13 protein-coding genes are annotated in these 13,360 nt (G+C 26.3%); 11 read left to right on the top strand and 2 right to left on the bottom strand.

The genetic code is table 11. The annotated features are described in order from the left end of the window. Positions 1 to 114 precede the first annotated feature (114 nt). The 3 genes from rny (at position 115) to I4V63_RS00685 (ending at position 2,461) form a co-directional block, all read left to right on the top strand. Entirely contained in the window at positions 115 to 1,656 is a 1,542-nt protein-coding gene (rny, locus tag I4V63_RS00675) for a ribonuclease Y (RefSeq protein WP_195999386.1), read from the top strand. 175 nt (positions 1,657 to 1,831) lie between these two features. Continuing rightward, the gene (locus I4V63_RS00680) at positions 1,832 to 2,092 is read left to right on the top strand and encodes a stage V sporulation protein S (protein ID WP_005212907.1); all 261 of its coding nucleotides are present in this window, start codon (positions 1,832 to 1,834) and stop codon (positions 2,090 to 2,092) included. Positions 2,093 to 2,200: 108 nt separating this feature from the next. Continuing rightward, positions 2,201 to 2,461, top strand: a complete 261-nt coding sequence (locus I4V63_RS00685; RefSeq protein WP_042398687.1) for an HPr family phosphocarrier protein — start codon at positions 2,201 to 2,203, stop codon at positions 2,459 to 2,461. A gap of 53 nt (positions 2,462 to 2,514) precedes the next feature. Here I4V63_RS00685 and I4V63_RS00690 read toward each other — a convergent pair whose 3' ends face one another. Continuing rightward, positions 2,515 to 2,739: a DUF378 domain-containing protein gene (locus I4V63_RS00690; RefSeq protein WP_195999387.1), complete on the bottom strand. Its 225-nt coding sequence runs from the start codon at positions 2,737 to 2,739 to the stop codon at positions 2,515 to 2,517. A gap of 135 nt (positions 2,740 to 2,874) precedes the next feature. Here I4V63_RS00690 and purB point away from each other — a divergent pair, with 135 nt between their 5' ends. From purB to I4V63_RS00720, 6 genes are all read left to right on the top strand, one after another. Further along, positions 2,875 to 4,305, top strand: coding sequence for an adenylosuccinate lyase (purB, locus tag I4V63_RS00695; RefSeq protein WP_195999388.1), 1,431 nt, complete (start codon positions 2,875 to 2,877; stop codon positions 4,303 to 4,305). Between the two features lie 162 nt (positions 4,306 to 4,467). After that, on the top strand, positions 4,468 to 6,312 hold the full coding sequence (locus I4V63_RS00700; RefSeq protein WP_195999389.1) for a hypothetical protein: 1,845 nt from the start codon (positions 4,468 to 4,470) through the stop codon (positions 6,310 to 6,312). Between the two features lie 100 nt (positions 6,313 to 6,412). Then, positions 6,413 to 8,341, top strand: a complete 1,929-nt coding sequence (locus tag I4V63_RS00705) for an ABC-F family ATP-binding cassette domain-containing protein (protein ID WP_195999390.1) — start codon at positions 6,413 to 6,415, stop codon at positions 8,339 to 8,341. 113 nt (positions 8,342 to 8,454) lie between these two features. Then, positions 8,455 to 9,063, top strand: coding sequence for an acetate uptake transporter (locus I4V63_RS00710; protein ID WP_195999391.1), 609 nt, complete (start codon positions 8,455 to 8,457; stop codon positions 9,061 to 9,063). A 114-nt stretch (positions 9,064 to 9,177) separates the two neighbouring features. Then, positions 9,178 to 9,366, top strand: coding sequence for a hypothetical protein (locus I4V63_RS00715; RefSeq protein ID WP_195999392.1), 189 nt, complete (start codon positions 9,178 to 9,180; stop codon positions 9,364 to 9,366). Positions 9,367 to 9,778: 412 nt separating this feature from the next. Further along, positions 9,779 to 10,876 (top strand): tyrosine recombinase XerC, encoded by a 1,098-nt coding sequence (locus I4V63_RS00720; protein ID WP_195999393.1) that lies wholly within the window; start codon positions 9,779 to 9,781, stop codon positions 10,874 to 10,876. 116 nt (positions 10,877 to 10,992) lie between these two features. On the opposite strand, the gene I4V63_RS00725 is transcribed toward I4V63_RS00720, so the two are convergent. After that, positions 10,993 to 11,391, bottom strand: coding sequence for a hypothetical protein (locus tag I4V63_RS00725; RefSeq protein WP_195999394.1), 399 nt, complete (start codon positions 11,389 to 11,391; stop codon positions 10,993 to 10,995). A gap of 139 nt (positions 11,392 to 11,530) precedes the next feature. On the opposite strand from I4V63_RS00725, the gene lexA reads away from it, so the two are divergent. Together lexA and I4V63_RS00735 are read left to right on the top strand one after the other, a co-directional pair. Beyond that, complete coding sequence (lexA, locus tag I4V63_RS00730) at positions 11,531 to 12,139, top strand: transcriptional repressor LexA (protein ID WP_221697556.1); 609 nt, start codon at positions 11,531 to 11,533, stop codon at positions 12,137 to 12,139. 65 nt (positions 12,140 to 12,204) lie between these two features. Further along, positions 12,205 to 13,359, top strand: coding sequence for a DUF3267 domain-containing protein (locus tag I4V63_RS00735; RefSeq protein WP_195999395.1), 1,155 nt, complete (start codon positions 12,205 to 12,207; stop codon positions 13,357 to 13,359). The last annotated feature ends 1 nt before the right edge of the window (position 13,360 follow it).

Here is a 13,360-nt window from a genome sequence, read left to right on the forward strand (position 1 = left end):
GTAAAATAATAACAAATACTGGTTTATCATATTCGTAGGGACAGTGAGAATAATATGACACCTAGACGTTCTCTATTAAATTATAAATAGAGATTTATACGAGGAGGTGTTAGTTTGGAGATATTAACAATTATATTGGTTGATATTGTAGTATTAGCAGTATTCGGATTTATCGTATACAAAGCAATACAAAAGGCCACACAAAAGAGGGTTTTATTTTTAGAAAATGAAGCTAAAGATTTAGTTGAAAAGGCTAAAAGAGAAGCAGAAGCTACTAAAAAAGAATCTATTTTAGAGGCTAAAGAAGAGGTTCACAAACTAAGAAATGATTTAGACAGAGATTCTCGTGAGAGAAGAAATGAAATTCAAAGGCTTGAAAGAAGAATTCTTCAAAGAGAAGAATCTTTAGACAAAAAGAGTGATCTATTAGAAAAGAAAGAAGAAACTATCAATAAAAGATTGCAAGAAATTGATCAAATGGAAGAAAATGTTCAGCAGTTACATGCTAAGAGAAGAGAAGAATTAGAAAGAATATCTACTTTAACTTCGGAAGAAGCTAAAGAAATTCTTCTTGGAGAAGTTAGGAAGGAAGTTTCTCATGATGCAGCTTTAATGATTAAAGACATTGAGTCAAAGGCTAAAGAAGAAGCTGATAAAAAAGCAAGAGAAATTATAACTACTGCACTTCAAAGATGTGCAGCAGATCATGTATCTGAATCTACAGTGCATGTTGTTGCGTTACCAAATGATGAAATGAAGGGCAGAATTATTGGAAGAGAAGGTAGAAACATAAGAACACTCGAAACATTAACAGGAGTTGATTTAATTATTGATGATACTCCAGAAGCGGTTATTTTATCTAGCTTTGATCCTATAAGAAGAGAAGTAGCTAGAATAGCACTAGAAAAATTAATTGTAGATGGAAGAATACATCCAGCTAGAATTGAGGAAATGGTTGAAAGAGCCAAAAAAGATGTTGAAAATGATATTAAAGAAGAAGGCGAACAAGCGACTTTAGAAACAGGTGTACATGGTTTACATCCTGAAATTATAAGACTTTTAGGAAGATTAAAGTATAGAACTAGCTATGGTCAAAATGTGTTAAAGCATTCAATAGAAGTTGCATACTTAGCAAGCGTAATGGCTTCAGAGTTAGGTCTTGATGTAAATTTAGCTAAAAGAGCAGGTTTATTACATGACATTGGTAAAGCAATAGATCAAGAGCAAGAGGGACCTCACGCATTAATTGGAGGAGATTTTGCTAAAAAGTATCATGAATCAGCATTAGTTGTAAATGCTATTGCTGCTCACCATGGTGATGTTGAAATGATGTCTATGGAAGCTGTTTTAGTTCAAGCGGCTGATGCAATATCAGCAGCAAGACCAGGCGCTAGAAGAGAAACGTTAGAAGCTTATATTAAGAGATTAGAGAAACTTGAAGAAATTGCAAATTCTTATGAGGGCGTAGATAAGTCATATGCCATTCAAGCTGGAAGAGAAATTAGAATCATGGTTAAACCAGAACAATTAGACGATGCTGGTTCAATTGAATTAGCTCGTAATTTAGCTAAAAGTGTTGAAGAACAATTAGAGTATCCAGGGCAAATTAAGATCAATGTAATTAGAGAAATAAGAGCAGTGGATTTTGCTAAATAAATAAAAAAATGCATTTTGTAATAATACAAAATGCATTTTTTAAATTTTTTTTAAAATTTTTTAAATTTTAAAAGGAGATTTCAGTATTTTGTAGAATATATATCATATAAGTAATTATAGGACTTTATAAACAATAATATGTAAACGATTTTAAAATTAGGGGGTAGAAATACAAATGGAAGTATTAAAAGTATCAACAAAATCCAATCCAAATTCAGTGGCAGGTGCTCTAGCAGCGATTATTAAAGAAAAGAACATTGTAGAAATACAAGCTGTAGGTGCAGGTGCAATAAATCAAGCAGTAAAGGCTATAGCAATTGCAAGGGGCTTTGTTGCACCAAGCGGAAGAGACATAGTATGTGTACCTGCCTTTACTGATATAGAGATTGATGGTGAAGAAAGAACAGCTATAAAATTAATTGTACAACCTAGATAAAAAATAACTTTAAATTAAAAGACATTTTAGTATTGAAATTATTTTAAGTACGTTATATAATGTAATCGTTAGATATATAATATATTATACGTAAAGAGGTGTGTTTTAATGGTATCTAAAGAAGTAATAGTAAACAATGGAACTGGTTTACATGCAAGACCAGCGACTTTATTAGTTAAGAAAGCTTCATCTTTCAAATCAGATGTAAGCATTGAATTTAACGGAAAGAAAGCTAACGTTAAGAGCTTAATTGGTGTTTTATCTTTAGGAGTTACTAAGGGAGCTAATATCACAGTTACAGCTAGCGGTGATGATGAAACTTTAGCAGCTGAAGAAATTGCTAAATTAATCGAAACTTTAGAAGACTAAAATAAAAAAAAGTGCGAAAGCACTTTTTTTATTTTATCGTATGTTTTGCTAGTTTACTTATCTTTATTGAATCTTACAATATTACATCTAAATATTAAAGATATTAAATCAATAGCACATATTAATATTAAAATATATATAATTCTTAAAATGCTAGGTGAACCACCTGATAATACAAATAGAATATTAACATTAAATATTCCTATTATGCCCCATGTTAGTGATCCTAACAAAACTAAAATAGCTGAAAATTTATCAAAGGTACTTAATTTACACATAATAATTCCTCCGTAATATGTATTATAATAAATAATATGAAAAATTTTTTTTATTATTACTAACAAAATAAATAAAAATATGATATAATACGAATTATATTTGGTTAAGACCATGAATTATTCGGAGGTGTTCAAATGACAAATTTATACAATTCACCATTAAACTCTAGATATGCATCAAAGGAAATGAGTTATATATTTTCTGATGATATGAAATTTACAACTTGGAGAAAGTTATGGGTTGCTTTAGCAGAAGGTGAAAGAGAATTAGGAATAAATATAACAGAAGAGCAAATTAATGAGTTAAAAGCTAATATAGATAATATAAATTACGATGAGGCAAGAAAAAGAGAAAAAGAAGTAAGGCATGATGTTATGAGTCATGTATATGCATATGGACTACAATGTCCTCATGCAAAAGGTATTATACACTTAGGGGCTACTAGCTGCTATGTTGGAGATAATACTGATATAATAATAATGAGAGATGCATTATTATTAACTAAGAAAAAGATAGTTACAGTTTTAAATCATTTATCAAATTTTGCAATAAAGTATAAGGATATGCCTACATTAGGCTTTACACATTTTCAACCTGCTCAATTAACTACAGTTGGTAAGAGAAGTACATTATGGATGCAAGATTTGGTTTTAGATATAGAAAATATAGATTTCCTATTAAGTAAATTAAAACTTAGAGGTGTTAAAGGTACAACTGGAACACAAGCAAGTTTTATGAATTTATTCGAAGGTGATGAAAGTAAAGTTAAAGCATTAGATACATATGTAGCTGAAAAAATGGGATTTGAAAAGAGTTATGGAGTAACAGGACAAACATATCCTAGAAAGATTGATTCTATAGTTTTAAATACTTTATCAGAAGTGGCTCAAAGCGCATATAAATTTAGCAATGATTTAAGATTACTACAAAGTATGAAAGAGGTAGAAGAACCATTTGAAAAACATCAAATTGGATCTTCAGCTATGGCATATAAGAGAAATCCAATGAGAAGCGAAAGAATGGGAGCTTTAGCAAGAACTGTTGTGGTTAATGCTTTAAATCCTGCGATAACAGCTTCTACTCAATGGTTTGAAAGAACTTTAGATGATTCAGCTAATAAGAGAATATCAGTTGCAGAGGCTTTCTTAGCTTTAGATGGTGTTTTAAATCTTTATATTAATATTGCTGAAAATATGGTTGTTTATGATAAAGTAATAGCTAAACATGTTAATGAAGAATTACCATTTATGGCAACAGAGAATATAATGATGGAATCAGTTAAAAAGGGCTGCGATAGACAAGAGTTACATGAAAGAATTAGAGAGCATTCGATGGCAGCAGCACAAAGAGTTAAGGGAGAAGGCTTAAACAACGATTTAATTGAAAGAATCATGGCGGATGATTACTTTAAATTATCAAGAGAAGAGATTTTAGCTATAATCGATCCACAAAAGTTTGTAGGTAGAGCTCCAAGTCAAGTTATTGAGTTTATTGCTGAATATATCTCACCTATTATAGATGAAAATAAAGATGCATTAGAAATAAAAAGTGAAATTAATGTTTAGTTAAAATATTAATCCACCTTAAGTTAATTGTAATTAGCTTAGAGTGGATTTTTTTTATTAAATATAACTTATTTATAGTGTAATCTAATCAATATTGTAATGTAATTTATTTAGCAATCATATGTTATAGTAAATAATACAATAAGGGGATTACATTATATAATGAAAGAGATTTATGAATATTTATTGAAAAATTCGACTTTTGATAATTTAATAAAAAACTATATAGACGGTAATAGGATTGTTATAATTAGGAATGATGAAAATACTGATTATATTTTTAAATATTTAAAAGAATATGTATTAAATAATGCTACTATAGAAGATATTAAAAATAAATGTAAAGATTTGAATGCGAATGATACTTTAGATTTCATTAAAGTAAAGAAGCTTACCTTACTTAATAGAGAGATAAATAATAATAAGAGAAATATTATAAACATATTTCTAACATTCATAGAGAAAGACGATTTAGGAAGATCATTAAATGATTTATATTCAATAACTAAGAAATGCTTAGAGTTTAAAGATGAAGCTTTTAAATTTTTTTCAATTTTGAGTAAATGCGAAGAAGTAATTAAGAATGAAGAAGAATTAATTGTAGATGAAATTAATAAAATTACTACAGGAAATTATATTAATATATATATAAAATATTTAAAGTTTAGAGATAATAAAAAGTTTGAAATTATAAAAGATAATATAGATATGAGTGATATAAAAAAAATTATAACTAAATTAAGCGGTATTTTGAATAATAGTTTTGCTTTTATGCCTCCTATCTATAATAATGAGTATACAAGTGATTTTGAAAATGAAGAAATTTATTATAAAAATTACACTCCTGAACAGTTGCTAAATGAGGTTAAAAAGATTAATTACAAACATAATAAAAAATTGTTAGAGGACCTTGTAGATATAAAGTGGTATAAATTTTCTCAAATATTAAATTACAAGAAAATAACTAATAAAAATAAAGAAGTTAATAATGATTATTATGAAAAGGAAAAAGAAATTTATAATCAATATATGGAGAATATTGAAAACTTAAAGCTATTTTCAAGTTCCTTTAAATTTTTAACTAAAGTTTTTAAAGAAAAGGTATTAGATGAAATTAATGATAATATAGCAAATGAGGACAATTTATATGAATATATACTAAATATAAAGGAAACGTTGACTACATATGAAGAGTTTTTAACTTTAGAAAATAAAGTTAAATCCTTAAGTGATATTCAAAAAAATATATTAGATTATTGTTATGATAAAATTGATGAGAAGAAGGATTTAGAAAAAATAATTAAATTTATACCAAGTTATTATTTATATCAAGAAATTGAAAAGAATGAGCTTAAATATGAGACAGAAATAATTGAGTATGAATTTGTAGATGAAAGAATAAGAAATCTACATTTGGCTTTGAAATCCTATGATAATATTATTCTACAAGTATTAAAGGAATATAGTTATAAAAACACAAATGATTATATTAAAGAAAACAAAGTTGATATTAATAAATTGGATTTTAGACAAATAATTGATAATAAGTATGAAGAAAAAAATTATAAGTTTTTATCTAATTTATATCCATTTCTAATTATTAATGAAGAGGAATATGAAAAGAATAAGGATAGCATAAATGATAATTTTCAAGTTATTATAAAAAGTACAGATTTCTTAAGTTGTGATGATAGTAAGGAATATAAAAGTGAACTTTCATCTAATGAGAAGATGGATAATGGAATAACTAATTTGCTTTCTAATTTAGGTTATCACATATATGGAGATGAAAAAGATAAATCACTTTTATATGTATCTGGCTGTAAGGGGAAAGATGAAATAAAAACAATATTTATAAATAATAAAGAGAAATTTACCGTTAATACTTTAATAAGGTTATTAGATATTATAGATAAAAGGGGAGAATTGATATATATATGGTATAGGAACTGGTGGTTAAATAAAAATGAAGAGGTACAAAGACTACATTTTCTATTAAATAGGTAAAGCCAAATTAGGCATAAATTTTGTATGCCTAATTTTTTTGCATTAATTTATATAAATGTGATAAAATTAGTGAATGAATTATTAATCAAAGGAGAAGACAATGAATTTAATAACAGTTGAAAATATAAAAAAGACATATAGTGAAAAAGTTTTACTTAACGATGTTTCATTTGGAATTAATGATGGTGATAAAATAGGACTTATAGGCTTAAATGGTAGTGGAAAATCTACATTATTAAAAATAATAACAGGAAGAGATGAATTCTTCGATGGAAGTATTACAAAGGGTAAAGGAGTAAGGGTAGAGTATCTTTCTCAAAACTCAGATTTTGATGCAAATGCAACAGTTTTAGAACAAGTATTTAATAGTGATACTCCTGAGATGAAATTGTTGATGGAATATGAAAATTTATTAGATAAAACTAAAAATGAAGAGTTTAATGAAGAAGTTAATAATAAGCTTATAAAAACACAGGAAAAAATTGATTCTTTAAATTTATGGAATTTAGAAAGTGAAGTTAAAGTTATATTAACTAAGCTTGGAATAAATGATTATACTATGAAAATGGGCACTTTATCTGGTGGACAAAAGAAAAGGGTATTTTTAGCGTCAGCATTAATAAAACCATGTGAGTTACTTGTACTAGATGAGCCTACTAACCATTTAGATTCAAATTCTATAGAATGGTTAGAGGAATATTTAAATAATAGAAAAGGTGCATTATTAATGATTACTCATGATAGATATTTTCTAGATAGGGTATCTAATAAGATTTTAGAATTAGATAGAGGAAATATATATACTTATATAGGTAATTATAGTGCTTTTCTTGAAAAGAAAGCTGAGAGAATAGAAGTAGAAGCAGCTAGTGAAGAAAAGAGACAAAAGTTAATATTAAAGGAATTAAAGTGGGTAAGAAGAGGTGCTAAGGCTAGAACAACAAAACAAAAGGCAAGACTTCAAAGATTTGATGATTTAGTTAATGAGGAATATATAGCTCCAAAGGCTAACTTAGAAATGTCCTTCATAGGTACTAGATTAGGGAAAAAAATCATAGAGTTGAAAAATATAAGTAAAAGATATGGAACTAGAAACCTTATAGATAATTTCAATTATACAGTATTAAAAGAAGATAGAATTGGAATTATTGGCGATAATGGAGTAGGGAAAACAACATTACTTAATATAATTAGAAATTCTATTGCTCCTGATGAAGGAAACATAGAAATTGGTGAAACTGTAAAGATATCTACATTCTCTCAAGACGACTCACATATGGATTTATCTATGAAGGCTATTGATTATGTTAAAGAAGGTGGAGAATGGATTCCTACAGAGGATGGAACTAAAATAAGCGCATCTCAGCTTGCGGAACGTTTCTTATTTGATGGTACAATGCAATATACATTGATAGAAAAGCTTTCAGGAGGAGAAAGAAGAAGACTTCATTTATTAAGGGTACTTATGGAAGCGCCAAATGTTTTAATTTTAGATGAGCCAACTAATGACCTTGATATAGAAACATTAAAAATACTAGAGGATTTTATTGATGAGTTTATAGGTGTTGTAATAGTTGTTTCACATGATAGATATTTCTTAGATAGAATTTGTAATAAGATCTTCTCATTTGATGGTAGAGGATTAATTAACATATATAACGGAAACTATAGTGATTATTTAATTAATAAAGAAATTAAATTCTTAAAAGAAAAAGAAGAAGAGCAAAATAATAAAACTGAAATAGGGAAGAAAAAAACTTACGTAAAAAATAAAGATGAAAGACCTAAATTTACTTTTAAAGAGCAAAAAGAATTTGAAACTATTTATATGGATATTGAAGCTATAGAAAATAAAATTGCAGAAATAGAAGAGGAAATGATAAAAAATTCAAGCAGTTATGGTTTATTAAACGAATTAGATCAAGAAAAAACTAAGCTTGAAGAGGAATTATTAGAAAAGTATGAACGCCAAGAATATTTAGAAGATATAGCACAAAAAATAGAGGAATATAATAGTAATAAGAAATAGAGCAATATAATAGTAATAAGCAATAAAAAAAATATAGCTTATTGACAAGGATTTAAGTTTCTGATAATCTTGATAAGGTCGTAATAAAAGTTATATTTTTTTAGGAGGAAATTATGGAAAACACGCAAAAGATAAAAATTGTAACTGCTGATCCTTCAGCATTAGGATTATTTGGACTAGCACTAATTACTTTAGTAGCTTCATCACAAAAGTTAGGAATAACTTCAGGGGTAGCATTAGTATTCCCATGGGCAATATTCTTAGGAGCAACAGCACAATTATTTGCATGTATAAATGATTTTAAACATGATAACACATTTGGAGCAACAGCCTTTGGAGCATATGCATTCTTCTGGTATTCAATGGGATTCACTTGGTTAATTCAAAATGGAGTATTTGGGGAAAAGTTAGCTGCAACAGCGGATACTAAGCAATTAGGATTTGCATTTTTAGGATATTTAATATTTACAATATTCATGACAATTGGAGCAATGGAAACTCATAAAGTATTATTCACAATATTTGTTTTAATTGATTTCTTATTCTTAGGATTATCATTAAATTCATTTGGAATAATGCCAGAATTTTCACATGGATTAGCTGCTTGGTCAGAATTATTAATAGCTATTATGTCATTCTATGGATGTGGTGCAGCTGTATTAAATAAGCACTTTGGAAAGGTATTTTTACCAGTTGGTAAGCCTTTTGGAATATTTAAATAATATATTTAGTTAAAAGGAAAAGTTTATAAAACTTTTCCTTTTTTCTTTATAAAAATAATTCTATGTTGTATACTTAAGATATAATTAAACAAATGAATAAATAAGGAGTTAAATATGAAGATTAAAGTTACGGTAAAAGGTCAAAAGGATCCAATTATTTATTCTGGTGATAGAATTGATGTTTTGGATTTTGAAATGAATGGAGAAATGTATAAACAAATAAGATATTTTAGAAAAGGATTTTCAAAGTCAGAATTATTAAAAGCTGATTTAATAACAAAAATTATTGAAATCGAAAAATAAACGTATTAAAATAATGCGTTTATTTTTTTTGTTTAAAATTAAATTATTTGAAATTGTTTATTATAATACAATTTAATTTAAATAAGATACAATTATATAAAAATTAAAATTTAACTTATAGAATAAATATAAGATTATTAAAGAAATATCATAGTTGAAACTCAAAATTTAATAAAAAAAGAAAGTAACTTAAAAAAGTTGATTTATAAGAAAAAATATAAATAAATAATAAAAATATTAAACAAAAGAGAGTAAAAATAGTAAAAATGTAAAATTATATAATAAAAACATAAAAATAACTCGAAAATTTATTTCGCTAAATAACCATTTAGCGAAATAAATGCCATTGTTAGCACAAAATAGCTATGATATAATGAAATCAGCATTAAATCTAGTTTAAGGAGAATTTTATATGGATGAAAATCTTGAAAACACTAAAACTAATAAAAAAAATGATATTGATCTAAGTGAAATTAAAAAAAAAGATACTTATAATAATTTAGATCAAAAAAATAGATTTGGTATTGAAGTTCAAAATAATAATAAATTACCTAAAGTATTAGCTGATTTTTTGGGTTATTTAGAAACTATTAAAGGAAAATCCTATAATACAATTGAAGCTTATAAAATTGATTTAAGTTTATTTTTTAAGTATTTAAAAGTATATAAAGGCTATTACATACCAGATGATATAGAATTTGAAGAAATACCTATAAATGATTTAGATGAAACTTTTTTAAAAAGTATAGGCTTAAGTGATTTATATGCCTTTTTATCATTTGTAGAAAAGCAAAGAAACAATGGAACTTATGCAAGAGCAAGAAAAGTTGCTACAATCAAATCATATTTTAATTATTTGCATGGAAAAGCTAAAATAATTACTTATAATCCAGCATCTGAATTAGAATCGCCAAAAATAAATAAACGCCATCCAATTTATTTAACACTAGAAGAAAGTGTATCTCTACTCTCCTCTTTAGATGAAAAGAATTGCAATTACTTAAGAGATTATTGTATTTTAACTTTATTTTTAAATTGTGGTATGAGATTATCTGAATTATGCTCTATAAAAATAGATAAGATAAAAGGTGATACATTAACTATTATAGGTAAAGGTAATAAGGAACGTACTGTTTATTTAAATGAAGCATGTATAATGGCAATTGAAGATTATCTTTCAAAGCGTAATGATAATAAAGCCACAGATGAAAATAAAAGGTTTTTATTTTTATCATCTAGGGGTACTCCAATAAATAAAAGGACTGTAGAATTGTTGGTTAAAAAACATGTTAAAAACGCAGGATTAACTAATGAAAAATATACTCCCCACAAGCTTCGTCATACAGCTGCTACACTTATGTACAAGCATGGTAATGTTGATATAAGAAGTCTTCAAAGTATCTTAGGGCATGAAAATATATCAACAACTCAAATTTATACCCATGTGGATGAAGAAATTTTAAGGGAAGCTGCTAAATCGAATCCGTTAGCAAGTATAAAAAACAAATAAAGAACATATGTTCAGGACCCGTAAAATTGGCATTTTGTTATCAAATTAATAATAAAGACTATAAAAAAATGAAAGAAACTTATTATTTTTAAAGTTTCTTTCATTTTTAATAATTTCTATTTTTTCATTTTTCTTATTCCAGGATATATTTCCTCTGTTAACTCTTCTAATTCTGTGTCATTATCAACACCAAGTTCATCAAAGTATACAATATTATCAAATGCATCTACATAGTCATTTTCTAAATCCATTTTATTTAGGATATCATTATAGTTTTCCAATGTAATTTCTTCATCTATATTTTCTTCAGAATCCTTCTTTTCTTCATTTAATGCCTCTAATGCATTTTTTAATTCTTCTTCTATAAATGAATTTTCTTCTACAGTCTTTGCTATATCATCAATATTTATGGCCCTTATATCTATCCCATCTTCTTCTAAACATTTACCGCAATTATCACATATTTTTTTTGAAAAAAGATCACAATAGTCATCTTCAGTATATTTATAAGTCATTAAATCACCACCTGTTTATTTTAACCTTATTATTTTATCAGTTTATTTAAAATATTTCAACTAAAATATTTTATAAATAGAAGAACATAGGTTTGATATAGTATTACGATTATGATATAATGATAACAAAAGCGAGGTGTTGAAAATGCGAGAAGTAAGTGATAAACAAAGTGAAATTTATGAGTTTTTAAAGACTTTCACTGATAACAAAGGATACCCTCCTTCAGTAAGAGAAATCTGTGAAGCTGTTGGGTTAAGATCGACATCATCCGTTCATGGTCATCTTAAACGTTTAGAGTCAAAAGGATTAATAAAGAGAGATCCAACTAAACCAAGAGCTCTTGAGATTATAGATCATTCTTCAAGAAAGGAAATGGTTAACATTCCCATTATAGGGAAGGTTACAGCTGGTATGCCTATACTAGCTAATGAAAATGTTGAAGGGATATTCCCTGTTCCACTTGATTATATTAAGCATAATAAAGAGCTATTTATGTTAAATGTAAGTGGAGAAAGTATGATTAATGCTGGTATTTTCGATGGTGATTTAGCTATAATTGAAAAATGTCAGACGGCAAGAAATGGTGAAATTATAGTTGCTTTAATAGAAAATGAGGCTACTTTAAAAACATTTTATAAAGAAAATAATTATATAAGATTACAACCTGAAAATGATAAAATGGATCCAATTATAGTTGAAGACTGCGTCATTTTAGGTAAATTAGTTGGTTTATTTAGGACATATTAATAATTAAGGAATCATACACTATTGTATGATTCTTTTTTATTATATTTTAAAGGTGTGTGGTTCTTATGCAAATTGTTTTAGGTAGATTTATAAAGAAAAAGGAGGATTTTGATAGTGAAAATATTATTTGCCCAATCAAGGATTATGATAGAGATAAATATTTAAATAGAAGAATAATTATTAGGATTTTATTTGTTATTTTATATGGGTATGGATTAGGCTATATAATTGCATTGAATTCAAATACCATTAATGACCTAAAAATTATAGTAATAAATTTTGCATTATTTTATGTTATTAACTTTTATTTAATTCAAATACCCCATGAATTTATTCATATACTCTTCTATTCAAAGGCATTTAGTAACAAAAAAAATAAATTAGTATTTTTTAATAAAAAAAGAATTGTAACAACAGAGCTTGAGGAAGATATAAATCAATGGCGTATTATTTTAAGCTTAATTACTCCATTTTTGCTATTTTCTATACTGCCTATAGTATTAATTAGTAATATAGGATTTGACATATATTTATATACATTATCATTTGCAAATGCAATATTATCAGCTGAAGATTTATTAAATATTATATTACTATTCTTTTCTAAGGAAAATAGTGAAGGTAAAAAAACTTTATATGTAATTCCTAATAATTATGATTACTTATTAAATAATGATACTTCTTCCGTAGAAAATAGTGAATTATCTAATGTTAATATTGATGAATCTGATATAAAGTTAGATGATACTTCTCTCCTACCAACTAATATTGAATTAGAACTTAATGAAAGTAACATTGCTGATATTAATCTTAATAAAGAACAGTTAGAAGAAAATAAAGTAAATGATGTTATTATAGAAAATGAAGAAGAATGTAAAGCTTGTGAAGATAGTATTAATAATACTTGTATTGATGAAGGTATACAAGAAAGTGTTGAAGATATTGATATTGTGGATGATGAATATAAATCTAATATATATGAAGATGTAAGTAGTTTAATACAAGACCATTCTATAAATGATGATAAAAATAACTTTAATAATATAATGGTAAATAAGTTGATTGGTGAAATTGATATGTTTAGCCTTGAAGAAAACAATCAAAAAGAAGAAAATAATGAGTCAGATAATGAGGTGTCAGTGACAGATGATTCTTTTATAAGTAATAAATCTAATGAATTAATTAGTGTAATTGAACAATCTATTATTAAGGAAAATTAAT

This window comes from Clostridium sp. 1001271B_151109_B4 (assembly GCF_015670405.1).
In the GTDB taxonomy this organism is placed as follows: domain Bacteria; phylum Bacillota; class Clostridia; order Clostridiales; family Clostridiaceae; genus Clostridium.

Coding starts and splice junctions, on each gene's coding strand:
- I4V63_RS00680 (WP_005212907.1), top strand. CDS start 1,832: ATGGAAGTATTAAAAGTATCAACAAAATCCAATCCAAATTCAGTGGCA.
- I4V63_RS00685 (WP_042398687.1), top strand. CDS start 2,201: ATGGTATCTAAAGAAGTAATAGTAAACAATGGAACTGGTTTACATGCA.
- I4V63_RS00690 (WP_195999387.1), bottom strand. CDS start 2,739: ATGTGTAAATTAAGTACCTTTGATAAATTTTCAGCTATTTTAGTTTTG.
- purB (WP_195999388.1), top strand. CDS start 2,875: ATGACAAATTTATACAATTCACCATTAAACTCTAGATATGCATCAAAG.
- I4V63_RS00700 (WP_195999389.1), top strand. CDS start 4,468: ATGAAAGAGATTTATGAATATTTATTGAAAAATTCGACTTTTGATAAT.
- I4V63_RS00705 (WP_195999390.1), top strand. CDS start 6,413: ATGAATTTAATAACAGTTGAAAATATAAAAAAGACATATAGTGAAAAA.
- I4V63_RS00710 (WP_195999391.1), top strand. CDS start 8,455: ATGGAAAACACGCAAAAGATAAAAATTGTAACTGCTGATCCTTCAGCA.
- I4V63_RS00715 (WP_195999392.1), top strand. CDS start 9,178: ATGAAGATTAAAGTTACGGTAAAAGGTCAAAAGGATCCAATTATTTAT.
- I4V63_RS00720 (WP_195999393.1), top strand. CDS start 9,779: ATGGATGAAAATCTTGAAAACACTAAAACTAATAAAAAAAATGATATT.
- I4V63_RS00725 (WP_195999394.1), bottom strand. CDS start 11,391: ATGACTTATAAATATACTGAAGATGACTATTGTGATCTTTTTTCAAAA.
- I4V63_RS00735 (WP_195999395.1), top strand. CDS start 12,205: ATGCAAATTGTTTTAGGTAGATTTATAAAGAAAAAGGAGGATTTTGAT.